The sequence below is a fragment of the Brotocaccenecus cirricatena genome (assembly GCF_020687045.1).
In the GTDB taxonomy this organism is placed as follows: Bacteria; Bacillota; Clostridia; order Oscillospirales; family Oscillospiraceae; genus Vescimonas; species Vescimonas cirricatena.
On sequence record NZ_JAJEPW010000007.1, the window covers coordinates 1 to 26,759 of the forward strand.

The window sequence follows — 26,759 nt, forward strand, 5'->3', positions numbered from 1 at the left end:
CTCTTGACCGCTGGCGTACTCTCCAATCTGCGGAAAGTGACCAGCTATGCGGCAAAGCATGAAGCCCGGTTTATGAAGCTCTTGATTGAGCAGAACGAGGACGGGGGCAAGCGCAGGAACGCCGCCAAGAAAAAGGAACTGGAAGCCGCCGAGAAACGCATAGCCGAGTTATCCGCTATCTTCAAGCGACTGTATGAGGACAGCGTGACCGGGCGCATATCAGACGAGCGTTTCACGGAGCTTTCGGCAGACTATGAAGCCGAACAGCAGGAATTGAAAGAGCGTGTTGCCAGAATACAGGCGGAGCTTTCTAAAGCGCAGGAAGCCACCGTAAACGCAGAAAAGTTTATGAACATTGTCCGCAAGCACATGAACTTTGAAGAACTGACCCACACCCTCTTGCGTGAGTTTGTAGAGAAAATCGTTGTGCATGAGTGCAGCTATGACGAGAACAAGACCCGTAGGCAGGACATTGAGATTTATTATTCTTTTGTTGGCAAGGTGGACTTGCCCGAATAACCGCCCGACCTGTCCGACACAATGCGCAAGTGCCGGATAGGAACGGCAAAATTTTTACACTTCTACTACTTCTTTATCGAACATCAGTAAAATCACAGGGCATTAAGCAGCTTATGGCGGGCGGCGGTGTTGCCCTTATCGGCACTATCCTTGTACCGCTTCTTTCCGGTCTGTTCGGATAAGTTTACGGAGGGTAGCCTATGGAGAGCATACTGGAAGCGATTAACGAATGGATAAAGGAAATCCTTATCGGAGCCATTAACGGCAACCTTTCCACTATGTTCGGGGACGTAAACGAAAAAGTAGGCACCATTGCAGCGGAGGTAGGCAAGACCCCACAGGGGTGGAACGCGAACATTTTCAACATGATACAAAATCTGTCGGAAAATGTGATTGTACCCATTGCGGGGCTTGTCATTACCTATGTCCTCTGTTATGAGCTTATCAGCATGGTAACGGAAAAAAACAATATGCACGACGTTGACACGTTCATGTTCTTTAAGTGGTTTTTCAAAGCCTTTGTTGCCGTTTTCTTGGTAACGCACACCTTTGATATTACTATGGCGGTGTTTGATATGGCGCAGCATATTGTGTCCGGCGCGGCGGGGGTAATCGGCGGCGATACGAATATCGACGTAACCGAAGCCCTTGCCGCCATGCAGGAGGGACTAAAAGATATGGAAATCCCCGAACTACTGTTACTTGTCATGGAAACGAGCCTTGTAAGCCTTTGTATGAAAATCATGTCCGTACTGATAACCGTTATCCTCTACGGCAGAATGATTGAGATATACGCCTACTGTTCCGTTTCCCCTATCCCTTTTGCCACCATGACAAACCGGGAATGGGGACAGATTGGGAACAACTACCTAAAGGGGCTGTTTGCACTTGGTTTTCAAGGCTTCCTCATTATGATATGCGTCGGCATTTATGCGGTTTTGGTAGGCGAAATGGTCTTAGCGGACAACCTGCACAGCGCGATTTTTTCCCTTGCAGCCTATACCGTTATCCTCTGTTTCTCCCTGTTCAAATCCGGCGCACTGGCAAAATCTATATTCAACGCCCACTAAGGGCAGAAAGGAGGTTTTTTCTTGGCGTATGTACCTGTACCCAAAGACTTATCCAAAGTCAAAACAAAAGTCGCTTTCAATCTGACAAAGCGGCAAATCCTTTGTTTTTCAGTGGCACTTCTTATGGGACTGCCACTTTTCTTTTTGTTCAAAGACAGCGCAGGGACGAGCCTTGCGGCAATGGCAATGATTGTCGTCATGCTTCCCTGCTTCTTGGTTGCCATGTATGAAAAGCATGGGCAGCCCCTTGAAGTGGTTGTAAAGAACATCATTCAGACAAAATTGACCCGCCCCAAAGTGCGACCGTATCAGACGGAAAACCTGTATGCACTCTTGGAGAAACAGCGGGCATTAGAAAAGGAGGTATCAGCGATTGTCAAAAGGACAGACAAAAAAGACGCGGGAAGCCGCAGGAAACAGGCGTAAGCTGACCCGCGCCGAAAAGAAACAGATTGCCGAAGCTATCCGAAAGGCTAAAGGCGACGGCAAAGCCCGCACCGCACAGCAGACCATTCCCTACCTTGCCATGTACCCGGACGGTATCTGCAAGGTTACGGAAAAGAGATATTCAAAGTGCGTCGTGTTCGAGGACATCAATTATCAGCTTGCACAGGCTGACGATAAGACCGCCATTTTTGAAAACTGGTGCGATTTCCTCAACTACTTTGACGCGAGCGTGAGCGTGCAGCTTTCTTTCATCAATCAAGGAACGCAGCGGGAACAGGCAGAAAAAGCAATCTCTATCCCCGCACAGGAGGACGCTTTTAACTCTATCCGCACCGAGTATTCGGATATGCTGAAAAATCAGCTTAGTAAAGGCAACAACGGGCTTGTGAAGCACAAATACATTACCTTTACTGTTGAAGCCGATAACAAGGCGGCTGCAAAGTCAAGGCTTTCCCGTATCGAAACCGACGTGCTTAACAATTTCAAGGTGCTTGGCGTAACCGCCCGCCCCTTATCCGGCTATGAACGCTTAAAGGTGCTGCATGGGGTATTCCACCCGGAGGGCGAGCCGTTCTCCTTTTCCTTTGACTGGCTTACCCCGTCGGGGCTGTCTACAAAGGATTTTATCGCCCCGTCCTCTTTCCGTTTTGGCGAGGGCAGATATTTCCGCATGGGGAAGAAAATCGGCGCGGCGAGCTTCCTTGAAATCCTTGCGCCGGAGCTTAACGACCGTATGCTTGCCGACATACTGGACTTGGAAACAGGGGTAATCGTCAATTTACATATCCGCAGTATCGACCAGTCGGAAGCAATCAAGACCATTAAGCGCAAAATCACAGACCTTGACAAGATGAAGATTGAGGAACAGAAAAAAGCGGTTAGAAGCGGCTATGACATGGATATAATCCCGTCCGACCTTGCCACCTTTGGCAGCGAAGCAAAGAACTTGTTGCAGGACTTACAGAGCCGCAACGAGCGAATGTTTCTCCTTACGTTCCTTGTGGTAAACATGGCAGACACGAAGCGGAAACTGGAAAATGATATTTTCGCTGCGGCGGGTATCGCACAGAAATACAACTGCCGCCTGACACGCCTTGACTATCAGCAGGAAGCAGGGCTTTTATCCAGTGTGCCGATTGGGGAAAACCTTATCCCGATACAACGGGGGCTTACCACATCAAGCACCGCTATTTTCATTCCCTTTATCACGCAGGAGCTTTTTCAGACGGGGCAAGCCCTGTACTATGGCTTGAAACAACATGATACTCTGCGACAGAAAGCAGCTCAAAAATCCCAACGGGCTTATATTGGGAACGCCGGGAAGCGGAAAATCTTTTGCGGCAAAAAGGGAAATGACAAATGCTTTCCTCATTACCGACGACGACATTATCATCTGCGACCCGGAAGCCGAGTATTTTTCCCTTGTGCAGCGTCTTAATGGGCAAGTGATACGTCTTTCCCCTACGGGCAGGGGCATTGACGGCAAGCCCCAGTATGTAAACCCTATGGACATAAACCTTAATTACAGCGAGGACGACAACCCCCTTGCGCTGAAAAGTGATTTTATCCTTTCCCTTTGCGAGCTTGTTATCGGAGGCAAGGAGGGTTTGCAGCCTGTCGATAAGACCGTCATTGACAGGGCTGTAAGAAATGTGTACCGCCCGTTCCTTGCAGACCCCGACCCGGCAAAAATGCCTATCTTGGGCGACCTTTACGACGAGCTGTTAAGACAGCCGGAGCCGGAAGCTGCCCGTATCGCGGCGGCATTGGAGCTGTATGTTTCCGGCAGCCTTAACGTATTCAACCACAGAACCAACGTGGAACTTTCTAACCGCCTTGTCTGCTTTGATATAAAGCAGCTTGGAAAGCAGCTTAAAAAGTTAGGTATGCTCATTGTGCAAGACCAGACATGGAACAGGGTAACGATAAACCGGGCAGAGAAAAAGGCGACCCGCTACTATATGGACGAATTTCACTTGCTCTTAAAAGAGGAACAGACCGCCGCTTACAGCGTGGAGATTTGGAAGCGTTTCCGTAAATGGGGCGGTATCCCAACAGCCATTACGCAGAACGTCAAAGACCTTTTGGCAAGCCGCGAGGTGGAAAATATCTTTGAGAACAGCGATTTTGTCCTCATGCTCAATCAAGCGCAGGGCGACCGTACTATCCTTGCAAAGCAGCTTAATATTTCCCCGCAGCAGATGAAGTATGTTACCCACACCGAAGCGGGCGAGGGGCTTATCTTCTATGGAAATGTGGTGCTGCCTTTTGTAGACCGCTTCCCGAAAGATACCGAGCTTTACAGGGTAATGACAACGAAGCCGGAGGAAGTTTCCGAAAGCGGAAAGTGAGGTGCAGACCATGAAGCAATATAAATCCCGCGATAAAATCACGCAGAAAATGACCCGCGACGGGCTTATCGAGGTAAACGAAACACAGCAGACCGCCGAGCGTATCAGTAAACGGGAACAGGACGCGGATTTTCAAAAGTCCCCGGAGCAGCAAGCGGCGCAGGACGGGACGCAGCTTCAAGGTGTAGCGTCCCAAACTTCCCCGTTACCCCACGCACCGGGAGCTTCCCCCGCAAGGGACACCGCCACAGCAGAGCGCGTTATGGAGCATATCGAAGCAGCACAGACCCGCAGAGCCAGTAAAAAAGCGGTACATAAAGCACAGGAGGAAGTTACCGTACAAACAACATCTTCCCGCTTGCAGTTTACCGAGGAAGAACTTGCCGTCCCGGAACTGGAACGCTATATTGAAAAATCAAACAAAGCCGCTGACCGACTGGACGCAGCAAAGGCAGCTATCCCGAAGCAAAAGAAACTGGTTAAGGAGCGCACCTTTGACGAAGCCGCAGGAAAGGCAAAGACCCGACTTCACTTTGAAGAACAGGAAAAACCGATACCCGGCGGCAAAAAAGGAAACCCGCTGTCCCGCCCCGCACAGGAAGCAGGGATTTTCGTCCACAACAAGATACATTCCGTTGAAAAGGACAATTCCGGCGTTGAGGGGGCGCATAAATCGGAGGAACTTGCCGAGCGCGGCGCGAAATACGGGGCGCGGAAGTTAAAACAGGGCTACCGCAGCCATAAGCTGAAACCTTACCGGGAAGCGGCAAAGGCAGAAAAGGCAGCATTTAAGGCAAACGTCAACTTCCAGTATCACAAAACCCTGCACGACAACCCGCAGCTTACTTCTAACCCGCTTTCCCGTTTCATGCAGAAACAGCAGATAAAACGCCAGTATGCAAAGGCGGCAAAGAAAGGAGGGGCAAAAGCCGCAGCGGAAGCCACAAGAAAGACGGCGAAGAAAACCGCCGAGGAAACGAGGAAAGCCGCCGCATTTGCGGCAAGACACCCGGCGGGCATTTTGATTGCAGTTGCCGCGCTGCTTCTCTTTATTATGATTTCCGCAGGGCTGTCCTCTTGCGGGGCTATGTTTTCGGGCTTGACAAACGGGGTGCTTGGCACTTCCTACACATCCGAGGACAGCGACCTTGTGGCAGTTGAAAACAACTATGCCGCATTGGAAAACGGGCTGCAAAGTGAGATTGACAATATCGAAAGCACCCACCCCGGCTATGATGAATACCGCTACGACCTTGACAGTATCGGGCATAACCCCCACGAACTTGCGTCTTACTTGACCGCCCTCTTGCAGAGCTACACCCCGCAGAGCGCACAGGCAGAGCTTGAACGTATCTTTTCCATGCAGTACACCTTGACGCTGACCGAGGAAGTGGAAATACGCTACCGCACCGAAACAAGCACCGACCCGGAAACCGGGGAAACCACCACCGAGGAAGTCCCTTATGAGTATCACATCTTAAATGTGAAACTGACAAACAAGCCGATTTCAGAGCTTGCGGAGGAACTTCTTACGCCACAGCAGCTTGAAATGTACCGGGTGTATTTGGAAACAAGCGGCAACAAACCGCTGATTTTTGGCGGCGGTTCTCCCGACGGAAGCCCGTCCGAGGATTTAAGCGGTGTGGAGTTTGTAAACGGTACGCGCCCCGGAAATCAAGAGCTTATGGAGCTTGCAAAGCAGCAAGTCGGAAATGTGGGCGGCTACCCTTACTGGTCTTGGTACGGCTTTAACAGCCGCGTGGAATGGTGCGCCTGTTTTGTATCATGGTGCTACAATCAAGCCGGAAAAAGCGAACCGCGCTTTGCGGGCTGCGAATGGCAGGGTGTCCCTTGGTTTCAGTCAAGGGGACAATGGGGCGCACGCGGCTATGAGAATATCGCACCGGGCGACGCTATCTTTTTCGATTGGGATTTAGACGGCGTTGCCGACCATGTGGGGCTTGTGCTTGGCAGGGACGGCAGCCGCGTCTATACCGTTGAGGGCAATTCCGGCGACGCCTGCAAGATAAAGAGCTATGACCTTAACTATCAATGTATCAAAGGCTACGGGCTGATGAACTGGTAAAGCAACCCCAAAAAGAAAGGAGAAATGACCTATGGCAAACAATAAAATTGACCGTATCAATAAGGAAATCGCAAAGACCCGCGAGAAAATCACAGAGTATCAGAACAAGTTAAAAGGACTGGAAGTGCAGAAAACCGAAGCGGAAAACCTTGAAATCGTGCAGCTTGTACGAGCTATGCGTCTGACCCCGCAGGAACTGAACGCTATGCTGTCCGGCGGCGGTATTCCCGGCATGACTGCCGCACCCGCAGAAGAAAACGAACAGGAGGAAAATGCAGATGAAGAATAAACTGAAAAAGACCATGACTGCCCTTTGTGCCGCCCTTATCCTTATGGGCGGTTTTTCTGTCCCTGCCTATGCACAGGGCGCAGCCACAGAGCCGCCCGCCGGGGACGCGACCAACGACAGTAATGTAGTTGTGGAGGAAAAAGAGGAAACGCCGCCCCTTACCCCAAAGGGAAACGCTACACTGGTTGACGATTACGGCGGCAATAAGCAACTTATCACTGTTACCACCAAAGGCGGCAACTATTTCTATATCCTCATTGACCGCGCCGCCGAGGACGAACAGACCGTACATTTCCTAAATCAAGTGGACGAAGCCGACCTTATGGCACTGACCGAAAACGGCGAAGCTGCCAAAAAGCCGGAAATCTGTAACTGTACGGAAAAATGCGAAGTCGGAAAGGTAAACACGTCCTGCCCGGTATGTGTTACCAGTATGACAGGCTGCACAGGCAAAGAACCTACCCCAACACCAACGGAGCAGCCGGAAGAACTGAAAGAAAAAGGCGGCAATCCCGGTGTGGTGCTTGCCTTAGTCCTCTTTGCCCTGCTTGGTGGCGGCGCAGCGTTCTACTACTTTAAGTTTCTAAAGCCGAAGCAGAATGTAAAGGGCGATACCGACCTTGAAGATTTTGAATTTGAGGACTACGACGAGGACGAGCCGGAAGCAGATACCGGGGAAACTCCCGAAGATGAAGAAACGGAGGAAGAAACCCTATGACCCTGTTTACCAACAATCCCTTTGAAAAGATGATGATACAGAAACCGAACGGGCGGCGTGATAATGCGCCGCCTGTTCCTTATCCCCCTGCTTGTGCTTCCTGCCCTTACAAGGGACAGTCCCCTTGTGTGGGGTACTGTCTGAAACAGGTACAGGAGAAAAAGAAAACCGAGCCGGAACGCTGAAAGGAGGAACTTATATTTGATTTTAGTTATCGCAGAAAAGCCCAGTGTGGCACAGACAATCGCTGCCGTACTGGGGGCAAAGGAAAAGAAAGACGGATTTCTCACAGGAAGCGGCTATATCGTTTCTTGGTGCGTGGGACATTTGGTAGGGCTTGCGGAAGCTGCCACCTACGGGGAACAATATAAAAAGTGGAGCTATGACAGCTTACCGATTTTGCCGCAGGAATGGAAGTACACCGTTGCTTCTGACAAGGAAAAGCAATTCAAAACCCTAAAAGAGCTTATGCACCGGGCAGACGTTTCCGAAGTCGTCAATGCCTGCGACGCGGGGCGCGAGGGCGAACTCATTTTCCGCTTTGTCTATGAAATGGCGGGCTGCAAGAAACCTATGCGCCGCCTTTGGATTTCTTCTATGGAGGACAGCGCAATCAAAGAGGGCTTTTCCCGTCTGAAGAACGGCGAGGAATACGACGCGCTCTTTGCTTCCGCATTGTGCAGGGCAAAGGCTGACTGGTTAATCGGTATCAATGCCACCCGCCTTTTCTCTGTCCTTTACAATCATACCTTGAACGTGGGACGCGTACAGACCCCGACCTTAAAAATGCTTGTTGACCGGGACGCAGCGATTACCACATTTAAGAAAGAAAAATACTACCATGTGCGCCTTGTCTTATCCGGCGCGGAAGCTGCAAGCGAAAAACTATCTGACCGTTCCGAAGCTGACAAGCTGAAAGCTGCTTGCGAAGTGTCAAAAGCAGTCTGTGCTTCCCTTGTGAAAGAGAAAAAGACCGCAGCCCCGCCGAAGCTCTTTGACCTTACTTCTTTACAGAGGGAAGCAAACCGCCTGTTCGGTTATACCGCAAAGCAGACCCTTGACCTTGCACAATCTCTGTATGAAAAAAGACTTCTTACTTATCCGAGAACAGACAGCGCATTTCTGACCGACGACATGAGCGACACAGCGGCGGGCATTATCAAGCTGCTTTGTGGGAAATTTTCTTTTATGGCGGGAAAAGACTTCACGCCGGAGCTTGGAAAGGTGCTGAACAGTAAAAAGGTATCAGACCACCATGCCATTATCCCGACTATGGAGCTTGCAAAGACCGACCTTGCCACGCTGCCGGAAAGCGAAAGGAATATCCTTACCCTTGCCGGGGCGCGTCTGCTCATGGCGACCGCTGCACCGCATACCTTTGAAGCGGTTACAGCAGTTTTTGAATGTGCCGGACAGTCTTTTATCGCAAGGGGAAAAACGGTGCTGTCCGACGGGTGGAAAGAGATTGACCGAAGATACAGGGCAGCCTTAAAGAACAAGCCCGAAACGGACGACGCAGACAGTGACACAGAAAAGACCCTGCCGCCATTTACCGAGGGACAGACCTTTGAAAATCCGACGGCAAAGGTAACGGAGCATGACACAACACCGCCAAAACCTCACAACGAAGCGTCGCTGCTCTCTGCTATGGAGCGCGCCGGAAGTGAGGACACCGACCCGGACGCAGAACGCAAAGGGCTTGGAACTCCCGCCACCCGCGCCGCCGTCATTGAAAAACTGGTAAAGGGCGGCTTTGTGGAGCGAAAAGGCAAGCAGCTACTTCCCACAAAGGACGGTATCAATCTTGTGTGTGTCCTGCCGGACACCTTGACAAGCCCGCAGCTTACCGCAGAATGGGAAAACAATCTGACGCAGATTGCCAAAGGCAAGGCAGACCCCGCCGCATTTATGGAGGGTATCGAGGATATGGCGCGGGAACTGGTAAAGACCTATCCGTTTCTTTCTGATGATAAAGCGCAGATGTTCAAGCCGGAACGGGAAGCGTTGGGAAGCTGCCCCCGCTGCGGTTCTCCTGTCTATGAGGGAAAGAAAAACTACTATTGCAGCAATAAGGAATGTAGCTTTACCATGTGGAAAAATGACCGTTTCTTTGAAGAACGAAAAGTAACCTTTACCCCCAAAATTGCCGCTGCACTCTTACAATCCGGCAAAGTAAATGTGAAAAAGCTCTATTCCCCAAAGACGGGCAAAACCTACGACGGAACTATCGTATTGGCTGATACAGGCGGGAAATATGTCAACTACCGCATTGAACTGTCGAAGAAGAAATAACTGAATAGCAAGCATAGGAAAAGAGTACCCTTTTCCGTATAATCCCTGCTTTCTCTACCGAGAACGGCGGGGATTTTTGCTTGTTGGGAAGTTTCCCAAACCCTCTGTTTTATGGAGGGTTTTACCCTCTGAAACCGAAGAAAGGAGGTTACACATGGCAAGTTTACGGGACACCGTAAAGGACTATCAAGAAGAATTAAGGGACGGTATCGCTTGGGTGGCGTTTTGGAAAACGGGACGTTCTTGGAACGCCGAATATTTCCACCTTGAAATGAGCGACTACATTTACCCGGAGGACAGAAGCCGCATGGAAGAAATCAAACAGGCTGACCCTGCCGCCGTTGTGGTAAACGGCTATTATTCCGGCTATCTTGGCGATGATATGAACCTTGACGAGCTGACCGCCGGGGTGCGCCGCCACTACGAAAACGGATATAGCAATATCGGGGAATTTATCGAAGCCCACGACGACAGGCTGCCGCCGGAGCTTATCGAGGAAGCAAGAGCCGCCGCCCCCGCTGCGGGGCTTCCTTTCTCTGAAAAAGCCTACCGGGACGGCGAAGAACCCGACCCCTATATTTTTGACGGGAGCATGAGCATGGAGGACTACGAACTTATGCACCGTATGATTGAAAACGAAAGGAGCGAACGCATGGTAGAAACGATTTTAAGCGGGTATCTTTCTAATCTTGGAAAGTACACCGAGGGCAGACCTGCGGGCGAATGGGTATCATTCCCCACGACTGCCGAGCATTTGAAAGAAGTCTTTGACCGTATCGGGATAGACGGCAAAAACTACGGGGAGCTGCATATCACAGAATACCAGTCCTCTATTGCAGGACTGGCAGGAAAATTGACCGAGCTTGAAAGCCTTGACGAACTGAACTATTTGAGCGAACTTTTGAAAATGCAGTTTGACGACGACCGGGAAAAATTTGTTGCAGCTATGGAATACGGCGACCATACAAGGGACTTGCAGGATATTATCAACCTTGCACAAAACCTTGATTGTTACTGGCTTTACCCGTCCGTACAGAGTGAGGAAGATTACGGGCATTATCTGATTGAAGAACTGGACGAGTTGGAGCTGCCCGAAGAAGCAAAAAAATATTTCATGTATGAGGAATACGGGCGGGACGCTGCTATCAATGACGGGGGCAGCTTTACCGAGCAGGGCTATATCTACAATAACCGCAACACCTTTACACAGTGGTACGACGGGCGCGACGTGCCGGAGGAATACCGGGTAACGCCGCAGCCGCCAGTACAGGAAAAGGAACAGGCAGACCTTGACGCTTCCGCAGCCATACAAACCGCCGCCACAGAGCAGCCCCCGGTTCTCCCGATTATCCTATCTTCTGAAAAGCCCGCCGATAAAATGAAAGAGATTACCGACCGACTGGAACAGGGAGTTTTAGGACTGTATGAAAGCGACCGTTACGCCGATTATCTGCGTACCATGTCAAAATTCCATGATTACAGCCTTAACAATACAATCCTTATCGCCATGCAGGGCGGCAATCTTGTGAAAGGCTATAAACAATGGGAAAAGGAATTTGACCGCCATGTAAAGCCCGGAGAAAAAGCTATCAAGATACTTGCACCGTCCCCGTTTACCGTCAAGAAGCAGGTGGAAAAAATCGACCCGGACACCCAAAAGCCTGTTTTCGATAAGGACGGAAAACCTGTTACCGAAGAAAAAGAAATCAAGATACCCGCTTTTCGTGTAGTATCTGTCTTTGATATTTCACAGACCGAGGGAAAAGAACTTCCTGCCCTTACCTATGAGCTTACGGGCAACGTGGAACAATACAAGGATTTTTTCGCTGCCCTTGAAAAGACTTCCCCGTTTGCTATGGGATTTGAAGCACTAAGCGGCGGCGTAAAAGGACGCTGCAATTATGAGGAAAAGCGTATCTTCAACAACGAGGGCATGGACGAATTGCAGAATATCAAGACCGCAATCCATGAAATCGCCCACGCCACGCTGCATGATACCGCCCTTGCCATGCCGGAACGCCCCGACCGCCGCACCCGCGAGGTACAGGCGGAAAGCGTCGCCTATGCGGTCTGCCAACATTACGGGCTTGATACGTCGGACTATTCTTTTGGGTATATCGCCGGGTGGAGCAGCGGAAAAGAACTTGCAGAACTGAAAGGCTCTCTTGAAACAATCCGCAGCACCGCCGCAAATCTGATTGATACCATAGACGGACATTTTGCAGAAATCCAAAAGGCACAGGATAAGGAACAGACCACCGAACAGGCACAGCCCGCACAGGAAGCCGCCAAACAGCCCGAAACAAAAGCAGCCGCGCCGGAGCTTCCCGAAGAAACAGCCCCGGTACAGGAAAAAGAAGCACAGCCGGAACAGGCTGCACCCGCCGCCCCTTATTATACTATCAATGAAGCTGCCGCCAAACGTGCAAAGGATATGAACAGTTTTTCCGATTATAAGCAAGGCAGCGCGACGGCTGAATACAGGCACTATGTAGATGAAGCCGTACAACTTGCAGAAAGGCAGAAACAGCGGGTAGACCCGATGTACCATGAGAAAATCGACAGCCTGCTTGACACCTATGCCCGGAAACTGGCGGCGAACATGAATAAAGGCTATGAGATTGACGCGCGTGTTCCCTCTATCCTGATTGCGGGCGGCTCTAACTTCCCCACAAGGAAGAAAGAAAAGCAGAACGCAGCCCGCGACAGCAATTACCGGGAATGGCAGGACATACAAGGGCTTCTTGATAAAATCCGCAGTACCGGCATGGGCGGTATCAGCGCAGACGACCCGCAGGCAGTACAGAAGTTAGAAAAGAAACTGGAAAGCCTTGAAAAATCACAGGAAACCATGAAAGCCGTAAACGCCTACTACCGCAAGCATAAGACCCTTGACGGCTGCCCGCATTTACCGCCGGAGGAACTGGAAAAATTGAAAGCAGACATGGCGAGCAGTTGGCATTTGGAGGACAAGCCCTTTGCGACTTGGGCGTTATCCAACAACAGCGCAGAAATCCGGCGCGTGAAAGATCGTATCAAATCCCTTTCACAGCAAAAAGAAATCGGTTTTGTAGGTTGGGAATTTGACGGCGGCAAGGTGGAAGCAAACACCGAAGCGAACCGACTGCAAATCTTCTTTGAGGATAAGCCGGACGAAGCCACGCGGGAAGCCTTAAAAAGTAATGGCTTCCGTTGGTCGCCAAAAGCCGGGGCATGGCAGCGGCAGCTTACCAGTAACGCCTACTATGCGGCTGATTATGTGAAAGCGATTGCTCCCCTTACCGGGGAAAAGCCTACCGAGTTACAGCGGGCGCATATCCGGCAGCAAAAGGTAGCTGCACAGGAACAACCCGCACAGGAGCAGCCGGAGCAGGAAGCCCCACAGGACAAAGACACCTTTTCCATTTATCAGATAAAAGGCGGGGACGAAACAAGGGACTTGCGTTTTGAGCCTTACGACCGTCTGATTGCCGCCGGACACCGGGTAGACCCGAAAAACTATGCCCTTGTCTATTCCGCACCTCTTACGCCGGGGACTTCCCTTGAAGATATTTACACCCGCTTTAATATCGACCACCCGAAAGATTTTAAGGGACACAGCCTTTCTGTTTCCGACGTAGTGGTGCTTCATCAGAACGGGCAGGACACCGCCCACTATGTAGACAGCTTCGGTTATAAGAAAGTGCCGGAATTTTTGCAGCCGGAAAACTATCTGAAAGCTGCCGAGCAGACCACCGAGCAAAACTACAACATGATTGACGGGCAGATAAACAACACCCCGACCGTCGCAGAATTGGAAGCAAAGGTAAAGACAGGAGAAACCATTTCCCTTGTTGACCTTGCGGAAACTGTCAAGGCTGACAAGGAACGTGGCAAGGCAGCAAAAACGGAAAAGAAGCCCTCTATCCGGGCGCAGCTTAAAGCAGCGAAAGAACAGACACCGAAGAAACAGGCAAAACAGAAAACACAGGATTTGGAAAGGAGCTGACGCATGAATAAGTTTGAAAACGTGGATATTTTCGCTTCTCTTGACGCTATCATGCGGCAGAATACAGGATTTTTCCAAAGTGATTTTGACATTGACAAGGAGATTATCGCAAAAGCAGCGGCAAGCCCTAACAGAGAGGATAAGACGCTGCTATGGTTTTGCCGCCCGTCCGGGACGCATTGTTTTAAGGAGCGCGACGTGTTCCTAAAGGATACCGCCGCCCACAATACATGGTGTTTTTACAAAGAGCAGACCTGCGACCGCGTTCTTGCCTATGCCGTCGAGCTGACGGGCAGGGAGCGCGGGAAAATCAAAGGCAATCTTTATGAGCTTGACTATGCAAGGCAGTATGAGCGCGTTAAGGACAATGCGCTTGCCGCCGACACAGTCAAGTTGATTTATGAGCATGGGACAAGGGAGATACCCGCCGGACAGCATTTTAACGGAAATCCCGATACTTCTTTAGGGAAGTTTGAACACTTTGAAGCAGTACCCAACGACCCGGACGCGCTACAATTCCTTTTACGGGAAGAAAAGCAAAAACGGGATAAACTGACACCGGGCGACTTCAAGGAACATACCGCCGCCCTGCGTGCTGGGCTGATTGAAGCCGAAGCGCGGCGCATTGTGCAGGAAATGAAGCGCAGGGACACGCCCAATAGCCCTAATAGGACACATTTCATGGTGGAGCTGTCCCCGACATTTATGCAGCTTGCGTCCTCTAAGGACACCGACCGTCTGTTTTCCATGTTGCCCTATAAGACACTTTCCTTTTCCAAAATCGAGGGCAGACATGGAACATACGCCTTGATTGATAAAAATGAAAACCGGGGCACAGATATTCGCAGGGTGCGCCCCTCAATCCGGGCGCAGCTTGCCGCTGACAAAAGAAAAGCCGCCCCGAAAAAGGCGGCTGTAAAATCAAAAAATCACGAATTGGAGGTATGAGCATGATTAGACTGACAGTTGAAGAAACAAACCTGTTGAGCATTTACAATGAGGACGGCAAACGTGGGCTTACAGAAAACATCAACGCTGCGCTGCCGTTCATGGACGAGGATATGCGGGAACTGGCGAAACGCACCCTTGCGAAAATCGCACCTCTGACAGAAAATGAGTATGCGGAGCTTGCTATTTTCGCCGCTGATGAGGTATGACCGGGATAAAGCGGCTTACACCACCCCAAAGCCGGAAAGTCAACAGCCTTATAAAAAAGGAGTGCTGCAACTGCGATAACGGACACTGTATTTTACTGGACGACGGGGAGGAATGTGTCTGCCCGCAGCTTATTTCCTATTCGCTTCTTTGCAAATGGTTTCAGACCGCCGTATTGCCCCTTGATAAGCTGCTGTATGCAGAGCTTTTCAAGACCGAGGATAAAAAGCGTTGTACCGAGTGCGGAACTTCTTTTGCGTCCACCTCTAACAGCGTCAAATACTGCCCGGACTGCCGGAAGCGTATTACCCGCAGACAGGCAGCGGAGCGCATGAGAAAACGGCGCGCCCTTGTTACGTAGTAGGGGCAAAAAAAGCCTTGATTTACGGGGCTTTCAGTGCTTGAAAATGACGCGGCAAGGGTTTTATACCTTATCCCCTAAAAATGACGTTCTATTGCGTAACAGATACCAAAAACGCACCTACATAAAACAGGGCGCGGACAGTCTTTTGTTGGCTGTCTGCGCCCTGTTCTTTTACTTTATTCGTGCAGTTCTTCTATATCCTTTATTCGGTTTTCCAATAGGATATACAGCTCTCCATTCTCTCCCCTTATAACCAGAGTATCATTTTCATCGGAATAAGTTCCATATTCCACACATTCTATATATCCGATAAGTGTATTTCCGTCCTCAAAAGTAATTTGGATTTTACTGTCTGCGTTAATATAAGTTTCTACGCCATAACTGCCATTTTCTAATGTTATTCTGTAACATGGTGTAATACCAACCATTTTCATAATTATTCCCGTTCCTTTCCTTTCTTCCGTTCCGGCTCTTTGCCTTGCCGCAAAATATTGTCTATGTTCTGTTTGATAACGTCGTATTCCTTGACCTGTTTTTTCAGCTTGCCATAATCAGCGTAAAGGGCTTCTTTTTGCGCTTGTAGTTTCCCGTATTCTTCCTGCATGGCGGCAAGATTGGGGAGTTTAGTAACGCCCGCCGCTTTCAGTGTCTTTACTGCCGCTTCATGGAGTATCAGACTGCTTTCCTGCTTTGCCCGGTATGCGTCCTTATCCTTTGCCCTGCGGTATGCTTCATAGACAGGTTTTGTCTTTTGGTAGGTAGTAACGTGCTTCATCAGCACCGCCATATCTGCAAGACGCTTTTCCACGCTCTTTAATGCGTCTGCTGTCTTTTCATTTTCCGCATTTACTTCCTCAATCCGGCTGACTAAATCTGCGTACTGCTCAATCTTATGTTCTGTCAAGAAATTCATAGTCTTTGCAGCCAGTTTCAGATTATGGATTTTCGCCCACTGTTCATAGCCCCGGCTCTCTTGTGCCTTGATACTGTTTTCAATGTCAATAAGCAGCGATACGCCGCGCTGCTCTTTGGGAGCTTTCGCTGCCTTTGTGCGTTTGCCCTCTATCCGTTCTCTTATGGCTTCCTCTGTATAATCTGTACCGAGAGTTTTCAGACGGGTAAAGCGTTCCTGTCCGGGAGCGCGGCAGGAGATATATTTTCCCGGCTTTATCTCATAACCCGCTGCCTGTAACCGCTGCAACAATTCTTCAAAACTTGCTACTTGGGGGATAAGCGTATCAACGGCAATTTTCAGCTTGCCTTTCCAACTTGTACCGACCTTTTCCGCTTGATATTCTGCATAGCTTTTTCCCTTGCTGCCTTTGCCCGGAACGACAACAGACAGCCCGTTTTCCCGGCACAGCTTATCGCTCATGTTCCGTATGCCGTAGTAACTGCGCTTATTGGAATTGTACTTATGGTAGTCAACAAAATTGACCGCACAAAAAATGATATGGTTATGGATATGCCCTTTGTCTATGTGGGTAGTTAAGACGTATTCATGCTGTCCCTTTGTTACCGCGTCGGCAAGCTGCTTTCCGATTTCGTGGGCTTTCTCATAATCTACTTCTCCCGGCTCAAAGGACTGTATCAAATGGTGGGCGAGATTGTTTCCCTTATCTATGGCTTGTGCAAGCGTAAATCCAAACTCAATATCTGCCGTTTCATAGCTGCACCCAAAGGAGGACACAAGCATTTTCCCGTCTGTTTTATCCGGGTTTTGGATATAGTCAAGGGCTTTGCTCAACGTGCTTTTAATAGGCTTAATCTTTGTAACCGCCATATCTCCGCAAGCACCCCCTTTATTTCCTCTATGTCCTCTTGGTAAACGCTGCCTGTCGCATTGACACGCTTTGCAATCTGATTGATGTTGACCCCGATTTTCTGTATCTCTGCTGTCATGCCTTTTATATCGCTATGGTCTGTCTGAATGATATACCCGTCAATGGCAATCTTGCGAAGATACGCCGCCATGTTCCGGGTAGGGACAAGCTTCATTTTCTGTTCAATCAATGCCCTTTCTTCCTCTGTTACATAGAATTTGATTTGTATTTTTCTTTTGCGTCCGTTCATGCAATCGCTCCTTTCCATTCCGAGGGTTTGGGACACTTCCCAACAAGCAATTTTCAACCGACGCACCGCAGGACGGGAGGGCGAAAATACGGAAAAGGGTACTCTTTTCCTATGCTTGCTACGAAACTTTATCCCTTACTACCTACAACACCGGGAACGGCAAATTTGACGAACTTTCCCAAAAGAAAAACGCCGCAATCTGCGACGTTTCAATCACTCTATATAAACAAAAACGAGAGAACTTTATTCCCCCGTTTCGTCGTTGTTGGCTTCCTCTATTCCTTTTGCAGTAGCAGACAGGATTTTCAAATCTTTTTCGCTCATACCGTCAAGCATAGTATCGAGCTGACGGCGGCGCGTGGATTTCTCCTGTTCCCGTTCCGGGAAAAAGAACTGGTCTACTGATACATCAAGCAGGGTTACAAGCTCATATAAAATCTGTAAACTTGGGTGCTGCCCGCTGTTCTCAATGGACGCGATATATCGGGGCGCAATATTCAGCGTATCGGCTAACTGATTGCGTGATATTCCCTTTGCTTTTCTTGCTGCTTTAATGGCTTGCCCGAAAGCCTTAAAATCAAATTTTTCTTTGTTCTGCTTCATAGTCATTTCACCCAACTACATTGTATATTTCATCTTCCTTTCGAGATATGATTACACACAGCACATTATTGACTGAAATAGAGCATATCATATACTTGATATTATTCGGCTATCCGAGTATAATTATACTGGTAAAATTTGAGGAAAGGGCGTTTTGATTATGGAATATATGTCTTGTCCCGAAGCGGCAAAGAAATGGGGAATTTCTGAAAGACGAGTACAGATACTTTGTAGCGAAAATCGCATACCGGGCGTTTCAAAACTGGGGTATATGTGGCTGATACCAAAAAACGCGGAAAAACCTTTTGATATGAGAAAGAAACAACATAAAATGCAGATACAATAAACAAACAAATAAACCTTACAACAACTGTAAGTGGTGTGGTTGCTTCTTATGCAGTAAAATTATATTCGTAAGATAAGCGTAAGCAAAAAATGTGAGGTGTGAGATATGAATGATACAAAAAAACTATTAGAAGTACGCGACTTGCACAAAGCATATTCCAAAGAGGGGGTTCCAACAAAAGCACTAAACGGAATTACCTTTGATGTTCTGAATGGCGAATATTTGGGAATTATGGGAGCCAGCGGTTCTGGAAAAACAACATTGTTGAATTGTATTGCTACGGTCATTAAACCAACCTCTGGACAAATTTTACTTTCAGGTGCCAATATAAGCTCTTTTGATGGCACGAAGTTGGCTGAATATCGTGGCAACAAGATTGGTTATCTATTTCAAGATTTTGCTTTACTTGATAATCTAACTGGTAAAGAAAATATTATATTGCCTTTATCAATTCATAATATTGACATTGTTACAGCGGAAAAAAAGCTAAAAGATATAGCAGATTTTCTTGGAATTACAGACGTTCTTTCTAAATTTCCGTCACAAATGTCGGGCGGTCAAAAACAACGCGTAGCTGCTGCACGTAGTTTGATTTCTGACCCCGATATTATTTTGGCTGATGAACCTACAGGTGCATTAGATACAAAATCAGCACGTTTACTCATGGAGAAGTTACAGGAAATCAATCTTAGGCGTGGACGCACAATCCTAATGGTCACGCATGACCCTAACGCCGCGAGTTTCTGTTCTCGTATTTTGTTCATTCAAGACGGTGTTATTTTCCATGAGTTACGTCGTAAAATTCCAAATGAAACACAGGAAGATTTTTATGCACGTATTTTACAAGTGATGGCTCAAATGGGGGGAGGAAGTGCAAATGTTCTTTAATCTCACATGGCGAAACGCCAAACGGAGCCGTAGCGAAAACCTAATTTATTTTCTGACAATGATAACAGCCGTAGCAATGTTTTATATAGTGCTTTCTCTTGGACAACAGGACGTAATACGTTTTTTAAGTGAAATTGAGAGCGACGCAGTAGAACGGTTGCTTACTAATCTTTTACCGACGGTTTATCTTTGTGCTTTATTATTTGTGTTCTTTCTCGTAGTATTTGCAAACAAATATCAACTTGAATGTCGTAGTCGAGAACTGGGGCTTTATTTGATGTTTGGAATGACAAAGATTAAATTATTTATTCAAATAATGACAGAGGGGCTAATCACGTCGTTTTTAGCTCTTTTAGGAGGGCTTGTATGCGGTGGCTTTTTATCCGAAGCTATAAGTCTTACAACCGCGCGTTTAGTAGGGCATGGTATCATTACACACCAATTAAGTTTTTCTGTAAGTGCCGCTATTTTCACATCGTTAGGCTTCTTGATTATTCAGTTTGTAGCATTGTTTGTTCTATGCGGAAAGCTGTTCCGTAAAGAGCTACATCAACTTGTTTATGGAGAGATGGCGAAAAAGCAACGCACAGGGAATCCATATGTAAGTTTCGTATCGTTTGCTATAGGCACCGTAATTTTGCTTGTCGCGTACTGGATTGTTGTAGAGCATTTTATGGCTGCGAGTGGGGCAATGCTGCTTATTGCCGTTTTACTTGGAATTATCGGAACAATTCTATTTATTCGAGGACTTGCAAGAATTTTGAGTATATGGGCAGCTTCTATAAAACACAAAGCCACAAGAGGACTTTATGTATTTACTTTACGGCAGTTGCATGAAAATGTCGTTAATAAATATATTTCAATCAGCGTAGCGTCCATTCTGATGATGCTTACTATTATGTTAATTACCGACGGCTCAGTGCGCATAATGTCATATGGAAGTGAATTGACACGAGGTACTTCTGTTTATGACTTTACTGTAATGGGCAACGACCAAATTGTTGAGAAGTATCTTTCCAACGAACAAATTCGTCCTTATGTATCAAATCTGAACCGTATGGAAATAGGAAATATAAAATCCACTGCTTCGGATGGGATAAGTTCTCCTGTTGATTGGTCGAAATTTAGGAAACAAATCGTGCAGCATTTACCTCAAGATGTAGTAGACCCTGCCACACAAGAAGATGGTATGTATAGTTTTGGCTCCGACCAACCTGCTGCCTTAAACCTTTTAGGTCTTATTGATACTGGTAGTTCTTCTCCTTATTTGCTTCCTGTATCTTCCTATAATCGGTTATTGGATGCCGCGGGAGAAAAACAGATTAGCCTTGGGAACAATGAAGTTGTCTATTATCTCAACCCAGATTTTTTAGGTAATGCTCAAGATGAAACGGTTACACTGTTAAATCAAATTGCAGCAGACGCACAGGCGAATAATGAAGCGTTGCTTTCTATCAACGAAAGACCATTTTATCTTGTTCCCTCTGTACCGATGAAAGGGTTGACCGCAGATGAAAATATCAAGATTATAACTGCATTGATTGTTTCAGATGAGATATATTCAGAATTTGTAAATTCAGACACTTGTATGGTTTATTGGAACTTTTGTATTCCTAATGAACTTGTTGAAACAAAAGGTTTAATGTTACCGATTATGGAAGCTCGTGATTTGTTAAAACCATCTGGTCTATATTACGAAAGCTATCTTAATAATTTTGGGCGACAATTATTTTATGTTATTTCCGGAAGTTATACAACACTATACATGGGATTTATGTTTTTGATTATTGCGTGTGCATTACTTGCCCTGCAATTCTTGACGCAAATGCAAACTACAAAATCAAGGTATCTAACACTCTCTATTTTAGGAGCACGACGTGAACAAATTAAGCGTTCTATCAACCAACAAGTATTATGGTATTTCCTGCTTCCTCTTATATTAGCGTGTATCAGCGGAGCAGTAGGGATATATGCCATGCAGCTATATTTATATTCAGGAGCGGCACACCTTGAACAGTCCTATCCTCTTTTAATTGCTATGGCTGTTATTGTTGTTCTTGTTATGGTAATTTACGGTGTGGCTGTTGCTCGAACAGCTAATCGTGAAATAGGAAAGCTCAATTACAAGCCCAATTCTTAACAGGCTTATAAATATTATGGGAAAGGAGGCGGACATATTGGCAAAGATAGTTGTGGTTGAAGATGATGTTTATATGCGAGAAGAACTGTTGAACTTATTAGAAAAATCGGGATATGATACGATTGGATTATCGGATTTTGAAAACGCAGTATCAGAAATAGCAGCATATTTTCCCGACTTAATTTTGCTTGACATCAATCTTCCCTTTCGTTCGGGTTTTGAAATATGTAAAGAGTTGAAAGCTAAACAGATTGGTACGGTACTCGTATTGACTGCAAGAGATAAATTGCAGGACGAACTGCACGCATTAGACTTGGGGGCTGATGACTATTTAACAAAACCTTGTAATATGTCACGTTTACTTGCCCGAATTAAAAATCTTCTTCGACGTAAAGAAGAACAGGTACAGCAAGGGTTACTTGATGGAGGTGGTTTTTTACTTGACCCGAATACCTTTACAATTTATGTAGGGAATAGCTCTTACCTTATGCCACCGAACGAAGGAAAAATATTACTTGCTCTCTTGAAAAATAGCCCTAAGATTGTTTCTAAAAAAGAATTATGCATTAGACTATGGGGAACAGAAGAATTTATAGACGAAAATGCATTACAAGTAAATTTTACTCGGCTGCGAAAAACGCTTCGTGAATTTGGTCTTGAAGAACGTATAGAAACAGTGCGCGGTCAAGGCTACCGCTTGAAAGAGCAGGTGCGCTTATGAATAAGTTGAAAATACTTTTAATCTATATTTCCTCTAACCGGGTATGGATTATTACACTTGCCTGTTTGGACTTGTTCTTTATATTTCTTGCTTGGTTGGCTAACCCTGATTATTTTATAAATTATGCTGCATTGATAATTTTTGTGTCATTTGCCGCACTTGCTATTCCTCTTGCTATATCAATCAGAAAACGTAACAAGGCAGACGCTATTTTTCGGCGTTTTCTATTAGAGCCGGACGATACCAACGAATACTTACTGTGTGAAGCTGTTCCCGCTGTAATACGCCCTCTTATCTGTGAATTGGGAAAACATTTGAGGACGCAGCAAGAATATATCAACGAACAGAAAATTACAGTTACAGACTATGAACACTATGTTGAAAATTGGGTGCATGAAATCAAAAAACCACTATCCCTTATGACCTTGCTACTGGATAATCGAAAAGATGAAATGTCCCCTTTGGTTCATACTCGTATGCTTTATGTACGCGACCATACCCGACAGGATATAGAACAAATTCTATACTTTTCAAGGCTTGGGGCTACACATAAGGATTACTCTTTTGAGTCGCTTTCAATTCTTGGAACTTGCCGTGAAGCAGTTGAAGATAATTTAACGCTTCTTGAAGAAGCCGGATTTTCTATTGAATATACCGAAAACGATTATCAAGTGATTTCTGACAAAAAAGGTCTGATGTTCATTTTAGGACAGATAATCAGTAATAGTGTGAAATATGTGGGAAACAACCTTGCCCCACGGCTCATATTTTCCATAGCTGATAGTATGAATAGTGAACAGATTTCTTTATCTATCAAAGACAACGGCACAAGCATACCATTGTCTGACTTACCCTTTGTTTTCGACAAGGGGTTTACCGGAGATACGGGCAGTTACCTTAGTCGTTCTACAGGTATGGGCTTATACCTTGTTCAGAAAATGGCAACTGACTTATTTATCACGGTGGAGCTTAAAAACAATTCATACGGTGGAACAACCGTAACCTTGACGTTTCCAAAAGTGTAACGTCTATTTGGGAGGTAGTGAAATGCAGTTACAGAATGAAATAGTAAAAAAGCACACGCCAATAAAAAGCTTGCTCATTGATTGGTTAATTATATTTGGAACGTATCTTTTTATCCGCATATTCTTTGCCCTCTTTGGGCTTCATCAGAATATTGTCCTCTTGGGCTGTTGCCTTGCGATATTGCCCTATCTTTTTGGGGCGTTATATTTACAGAAATCCCACAAGCAATGTCAATTATGGCTTGCTGCATTGGCTATTTTAATACCGTCGGTCGTTGAAAAAGCAGCAATATATTTATTTGGTGCGTACTTATACAATTTAAGACCGATAAATGTTGTAGGAGTTATGGAAGCGATTAAGAGTAACGCACCATATACAAACTTCATTAAAAATCAATCAGCACAGAATTTAATAAATCTATCATATTTTAATTGGACATATATTCTATGCAGTATAGCTATTTCTGTTTTGGTTATCCTGCTTTTACATAAGACAAAACAAAAAAGTAATAAAGGATAATGAGAAATTTTTGAAATTGACATAGTATAGAACATCTGCCGGACGACGGCAAAGAAAAAAAGCCGTCGCAACGCAGACAGGTTTTCACGCGCCTATTCTATTTCGGCGGCTTTGATTTTCAGAGCCGCCGTTTCTTTTTATCTATCTAAATTCTAACGATAACTCTCCTACTAGATAAAGACATGGCGGTATCAAGGAGGTATCGTCATGTCCTTTTTCCTATGCCCTAATAGACTGTTATCAAAAAAAGCCATTACCCGCCAACGGGTTATTCTGGCTACATAGATGAACTCACAAATCATACATATACTTTTGATAATTCCTTTGCGCCTGTCTGCAATTTGCAGACGGGCGCATTTTGTATTTTATCAAAAAACTTTTTCAAAAAATTTCTAAAACCAACGTCCATTTTGAAGTGCGTTGGTTTGAGGGTTTACGAAAGGGGACATTTCAAACTCCACCGCTTTCGCGGCAGCGAAAGGAGGTGAGAACATGAACGAGCCTATTCGTACCCAATGGCAAATCCGTTGTGCTTTTAACGGCTTTTGCAAACTGGCGTTGAAGCGAGAAGCTATGAATGCCCACAGGGACACAAAGCAGCGACAATTACGCGAGGTTACTTTTTCTGACCTGTCGCCACTGGAAGAAAAACAGCTCTACGTCTGCGACGAGTATTTTGCAGATGATGAAGCAGAACAGTCTTTCGTTGTCGGCGGCAAAGAAATTACTGCGAAGCTGCTTGCCGAAGCCCTGCACAGTTTGCCGGAAGAAAAGCGGGAAACCGTACTGCTGTATTATTTCTTTGACATGAGCGAACGCGAGATTGCAAAGTTTTGTAATCTGTCAAGGACAACGGTACAGTCCCGCCGGACAAGCTCAATGAAGCTGTTAAAACGCTATTTGGAGGAAAAAGCCTATGACTGCACAGATTAGTAAATCAGAACAGGACGAACGCGGCTTGTTGCCTTACCCGGTAATCATAGCCGCTACTAAGGGCGACCCGGAAGCTATGAACATTGTCGTACAGCATTACGAAAGCTACATAGCGTCCCTGTCTATGCGAAAGCTGCGTGATGAGCGCGGAAATATCTATTGGGGCATAGATGAGGATATACGCGACCGCTTGCGTTCGCGTCTTATGCGGGCTGTCCTTTCATTCAAGGTTTGAGATAACCACAAGCAGCGTCCCCCTTTCCGCTGCCTGTTGACTTGACCTTACTTGCTCTTTGACAAAGAAAGCGACGCAAGATAACGGCGACGCAGTATAGGGCAAATCGGATACGTCCTTTTTGCGTTGAGCCATACGGCAGGTGCGCCATGACGCTTTTCTTCTATTGGAGAAAGTCGAGCGACCACCACCACGCCGGGGAACAAGTGTAGCGGCTTGTGGGCGACGACACGCACTAAGGGTAGACAAGCCTTTATAGCCATAGTCCGAGCGTTAAAAGCGTCGCAGGCATTGGGTAGAGCTGCCTTAACGGGCAGGGGTGGAACTCCCGCGAGGTTGTGCTAACAGCCGTCCGATTAAAGCCCCTTTTACTATTCACTTTTCCTAATATTGAAAGGGGGACGATACTATGAGTAACGCCGACGTGCCTATTTGGGAAAAATACACGCTTACGATAGATGAAGCAGCTAAATACTTCCGTATCGGAGAAAACAAGCTGCGTAAATTAGCCGAGGAAAATCCTGCCGCCGGGTGGGTTATTATGAACGGCAACCGTATTCAAATCAAGCGCAAACAGTTTGAAAAAATGATTGATACCATAGACACAATCTGATAGTGAAATTGAGCCTTGAATGTGCTATAATGGGATAAGCATATCAAGGCTCTTTCCGTCTTGGAAAGGAGCATTGAAAAATGTCAAAGAAAAGACGTGACAGCAAAAATCGAGTTTTGCGGTCGGGAGAGAGCCAGAGAAAAGACGGAAGATATGCTTACAAATATATAGATACCTTTGGTAATCCGCAGTTTGTGTATGCGTGGAAGTTAGTACCTACGGACAAGACCCCTGCCGGAAAGCGTGAGGATATATCCCTACGAGAAAAGGTAAAAGAGATACAGAAAGACCTTGACGACGGGATAGACACCATAGGCAAGAAAATGACGGTCTGCCAACTTTATGCAAAGCAGATACGCCACCGGGGAAATGTAAGGTACAATACGAAAAACGGACGCAAGCGGCTGATGAAGCTACTGGAAGAAGATAAACTTGGGGGCTGCCCGATTGACAGCGTGAAGCTGTCCGACGCGAAAGAATGGGCAATCCGCATGAAAGAAAAAGGAATTTCCTATAAGACTATCAGTAATGACAAGCGTTCCTTGAAAGCTGCCTTTTACACAGCGATACAGGACGATTGCATAAGGAAAAATCCTTTTGACTTCCAGTTAAACACTGTCATTGAAGATGATACAGAACCAAAGGTTCCGCTAACACCAGCGCAGGAAGAAAGTTTTTTGTCCTTTGCTCAAAATGACAAAGTTTATCAGAAGTATTATGACGAGCTTATTATTTTGCTTGGGACAGGGCTTCGTATCTCTGAACTTTGCGGGCTGACCGATACTGACATTAACTTTGAGAATAGGATAATCAATGTAGACCACCAACTTTTAAGAAGTGCGGAAACAGGATATTACATTGAAACACCAAAAACGAAAAGCGGTATTCGTCAAATTCCAATGAGCGAAAAAGTATATGAAGCATTTAACCGAGTGCTGAAACGGCGCAGGGGTGCAAAAGCTGTTACTATTGACGGTTACAGCAACTTCCTTTTCCTCAACCGGGACGGCTACCCGAAAACAGCTACCAATTATGACGGTATGTTTAGGGGGCTTGCAAAGAAGTACAACAAGTACCATGAGGAAGCTCTACCGAAAGTAATGACACCGCACACCTTACGTCATACGTTCTGTACCAACATGGCAAATGCCGGAATGAACCCGAAAGCATTACAGTACATTATGGGACATTCCAACATTACTATGACGCTGAACTATTACGCACACGCTACTTTCGACAGCGCAAAAGCTGAAATGCTGCGGATAGCAGCTTAGTAGTAAATCAAGGTTTTACTACTTCTTTACTACTTTTGAAAGCAAAAACCTAAGCGGATATAAAAATATATGTGAGTTTCTTCCGATACGAAAAATGCCGGAAAAGCCT

Annotated in this window: 25 protein-coding genes and 2 pseudogenes; 23 read left to right on the top strand and 4 right to left on the bottom strand. The window is 46.5% G+C overall.

Features of this window, described 5'->3' with window-relative positions:
- The 13 genes and pseudogenes from LKD37_RS03670 to LKD37_RS03735 all read left to right on the top strand — a co-directional run.
- The coding region (locus tag LKD37_RS03670) for a DUF4368 domain-containing protein (RefSeq protein WP_302927988.1) at positions 1 to 519 on the top strand (519 nt) is incomplete at its 5' end.
- Between the two features lie 89 nt (positions 520 to 608).
- Positions 609 to 701 (top strand): annotated as a pseudogene (locus LKD37_RS03675) (Maff2 family mobile element protein); the annotation flags it as partial.
- A gap of 18 nt (positions 702 to 719) precedes the next feature.
- Positions 720 to 1,589, top strand: a complete 870-nt coding sequence (locus LKD37_RS03680; RefSeq protein ID WP_032510986.1) for a VirB6/TrbL-like conjugal transfer protein, CD1112 family — start codon at positions 720 to 722, stop codon at positions 1,587 to 1,589.
- Between the two features lie 21 nt (positions 1,590 to 1,610).
- Complete coding sequence (locus LKD37_RS03685; protein WP_035394369.1) at positions 1,611 to 2,015, top strand: PrgI family protein; 405 nt, start codon at positions 1,611 to 1,613, stop codon at positions 2,013 to 2,015.
- A pseudogene (locus LKD37_RS03690) lies at positions 1,963 to 4,387 on the top strand (VirB4-like conjugal transfer ATPase, CD1110 family). The gene LKD37_RS03685 and the pseudogene LKD37_RS03690 overlap by 53 nt, the downstream one beginning before the upstream one ends.
- Positions 4,388 to 4,436: 49 nt before the next feature.
- On the top strand, positions 4,437 to 6,473 hold the full coding sequence (locus LKD37_RS03695; RefSeq protein ID WP_302928018.1) for a C40 family peptidase: 2,037 nt from the start codon (positions 4,437 to 4,439) through the stop codon (positions 6,471 to 6,473).
- A gap of 31 nt (positions 6,474 to 6,504) precedes the next feature.
- Positions 6,505 to 6,762, top strand: coding sequence for a DUF4315 family protein (locus LKD37_RS03700; protein ID WP_055153476.1), 258 nt, complete (start codon positions 6,505 to 6,507; stop codon positions 6,760 to 6,762).
- A complete protein-coding gene (locus LKD37_RS03705) occupies positions 6,752 to 7,480 on the top strand; it encodes a DUF4366 domain-containing protein (RefSeq protein ID WP_181972612.1) in 729 nt (242 codons plus the stop codon). Before LKD37_RS03700 ends, LKD37_RS03705 begins: the two co-directional genes overlap by 11 nt.
- A gap of 201 nt (positions 7,481 to 7,681) precedes the next feature.
- Positions 7,682 to 9,772 (top strand): DNA topoisomerase 3, encoded by a 2,091-nt coding sequence (locus LKD37_RS03715; RefSeq protein ID WP_002610336.1) that lies wholly within the window; start codon positions 7,682 to 7,684, stop codon positions 9,770 to 9,772.
- A 154-nt stretch (positions 9,773 to 9,926) separates the two neighbouring features.
- The gene (locus LKD37_RS03720; protein ID WP_302927990.1) at positions 9,927 to 13,760 is read left to right on the top strand and encodes an antirestriction protein ArdA; all 3,834 of its coding nucleotides are present in this window, start codon (positions 9,927 to 9,929) and stop codon (positions 13,758 to 13,760) included.
- Positions 13,761 to 13,763: 3 nt separating this feature from the next.
- Complete coding sequence (locus tag LKD37_RS03725; RefSeq protein WP_055153478.1) at positions 13,764 to 14,708, top strand: hypothetical protein; 945 nt, start codon at positions 13,764 to 13,766, stop codon at positions 14,706 to 14,708.
- A 2-nt stretch (positions 14,709 to 14,710) separates the two neighbouring features.
- Positions 14,711 to 14,917: a transposon-transfer assisting family protein gene (locus LKD37_RS03730; protein ID WP_002610341.1), complete on the top strand. Its 207-nt coding sequence runs from the start codon at positions 14,711 to 14,713 to the stop codon at positions 14,915 to 14,917.
- The gene (locus tag LKD37_RS03735; RefSeq protein WP_002610343.1) at positions 14,914 to 15,276 is read left to right on the top strand and encodes a cysteine-rich VLP domain-containing protein; all 363 of its coding nucleotides are present in this window, start codon (positions 14,914 to 14,916) and stop codon (positions 15,274 to 15,276) included. Before LKD37_RS03730 ends, LKD37_RS03735 begins: the two co-directional genes overlap by 4 nt.
- Positions 15,277 to 15,455: 179 nt before the next feature.
- Here the strand turns inward: LKD37_RS03735 and LKD37_RS03740 are convergent, their stop codons facing one another.
- The 4 genes from LKD37_RS03740 to LKD37_RS03755 all read right to left on the bottom strand — a co-directional run bounded on the left by LKD37_RS03740 (position 15,456) and on the right by LKD37_RS03755 (position 17,955).
- On the bottom strand, positions 15,456 to 15,713 hold the full coding sequence (locus tag LKD37_RS03740; protein ID WP_002610344.1) for a hypothetical protein: 258 nt from the start codon (positions 15,711 to 15,713) through the stop codon (positions 15,456 to 15,458).
- A gap of 2 nt (positions 15,714 to 15,715) precedes the next feature.
- On the bottom strand, positions 15,716 to 17,062 hold the full coding sequence (locus tag LKD37_RS03745; protein ID WP_002610346.1) for a relaxase/mobilization nuclease domain-containing protein: 1,347 nt from the start codon (positions 17,060 to 17,062) through the stop codon (positions 15,716 to 15,718).
- Positions 17,023 to 17,352, bottom strand: coding sequence for a plasmid mobilization protein (locus tag LKD37_RS03750; protein WP_002610348.1), 330 nt, complete (start codon positions 17,350 to 17,352; stop codon positions 17,023 to 17,025). Before LKD37_RS03750 ends, LKD37_RS03745 begins: the two co-directional genes overlap by 40 nt.
- A 243-nt stretch (positions 17,353 to 17,595) precedes the next feature.
- On the bottom strand, positions 17,596 to 17,955 hold the full coding sequence (locus tag LKD37_RS03755; RefSeq protein ID WP_286439335.1) for a helix-turn-helix transcriptional regulator: 360 nt from the start codon (positions 17,953 to 17,955) through the stop codon (positions 17,596 to 17,598).
- 160 nt (positions 17,956 to 18,115) lie between these two features.
- Between LKD37_RS03755 and LKD37_RS03760 the strand changes: the two genes are divergently transcribed.
- The 10 genes from LKD37_RS03760 (at position 18,116) to LKD37_RS03805 (ending at position 26,650) form a co-directional block, all read left to right on the top strand.
- Positions 18,116 to 18,301 carry a helix-turn-helix domain-containing protein gene (locus LKD37_RS03760; protein WP_003533355.1) on the top strand — a complete coding sequence of 62 codons (186 nt, stop codon included), beginning with the start codon at positions 18,116 to 18,118 and terminating at the stop codon, positions 18,299 to 18,301.
- A gap of 105 nt (positions 18,302 to 18,406) precedes the next feature.
- Positions 18,407 to 19,189 (top strand): ABC transporter ATP-binding protein, encoded by a 783-nt coding sequence (locus tag LKD37_RS03765; RefSeq protein ID WP_002610352.1) that lies wholly within the window; start codon positions 18,407 to 18,409, stop codon positions 19,187 to 19,189.
- Entirely contained in the window at positions 19,179 to 21,329 is a 2,151-nt protein-coding gene (locus LKD37_RS03770) for an ABC transporter permease (protein WP_002610354.1), read from the top strand. The genes LKD37_RS03765 and LKD37_RS03770 overlap by 11 nt, the downstream gene beginning before the upstream one ends.
- A 37-nt stretch (positions 21,330 to 21,366) precedes the next feature.
- Entirely contained in the window at positions 21,367 to 22,050 is a 684-nt protein-coding gene (locus tag LKD37_RS03775; protein ID WP_008727270.1) for a response regulator transcription factor, read from the top strand.
- On the top strand, positions 22,047 to 23,075 hold the full coding sequence (locus LKD37_RS03780; RefSeq protein ID WP_002610358.1) for a sensor histidine kinase: 1,029 nt from the start codon (positions 22,047 to 22,049) through the stop codon (positions 23,073 to 23,075). The genes LKD37_RS03775 and LKD37_RS03780 overlap by 4 nt, the downstream gene beginning before the upstream one ends.
- Before the next feature lie 22 nt (positions 23,076 to 23,097).
- Positions 23,098 to 23,595 carry a hypothetical protein gene (locus LKD37_RS03785; RefSeq protein ID WP_002610362.1) on the top strand — a complete coding sequence of 166 codons (498 nt, stop codon included), beginning with the start codon at positions 23,098 to 23,100 and terminating at the stop codon, positions 23,593 to 23,595.
- Positions 23,596 to 24,087: 492 nt separating this feature from the next.
- Entirely contained in the window at positions 24,088 to 24,528 is a 441-nt protein-coding gene (locus tag LKD37_RS03790) for an RNA polymerase sigma factor (protein WP_002610364.1), read from the top strand.
- Positions 24,512 to 24,763, top strand: coding sequence for a helix-turn-helix domain-containing protein (locus tag LKD37_RS03795; protein WP_002610366.1), 252 nt, complete (start codon positions 24,512 to 24,514; stop codon positions 24,761 to 24,763). Before LKD37_RS03790 ends, LKD37_RS03795 begins: the two co-directional genes overlap by 17 nt.
- 409 nt (positions 24,764 to 25,172) lie before the next feature.
- Positions 25,173 to 25,376: an excisionase gene (locus LKD37_RS03800; protein WP_002610370.1), complete on the top strand. Its 204-nt coding sequence runs from the start codon at positions 25,173 to 25,175 to the stop codon at positions 25,374 to 25,376.
- Between the two features lie 80 nt (positions 25,377 to 25,456).
- Positions 25,457 to 26,650: a site-specific integrase gene (locus LKD37_RS03805; protein ID WP_002610375.1), complete on the top strand. Its 1,194-nt coding sequence runs from the start codon at positions 25,457 to 25,459 to the stop codon at positions 26,648 to 26,650.
- The last annotated feature ends 109 nt before the right edge of the window (positions 26,651 to 26,759 follow it).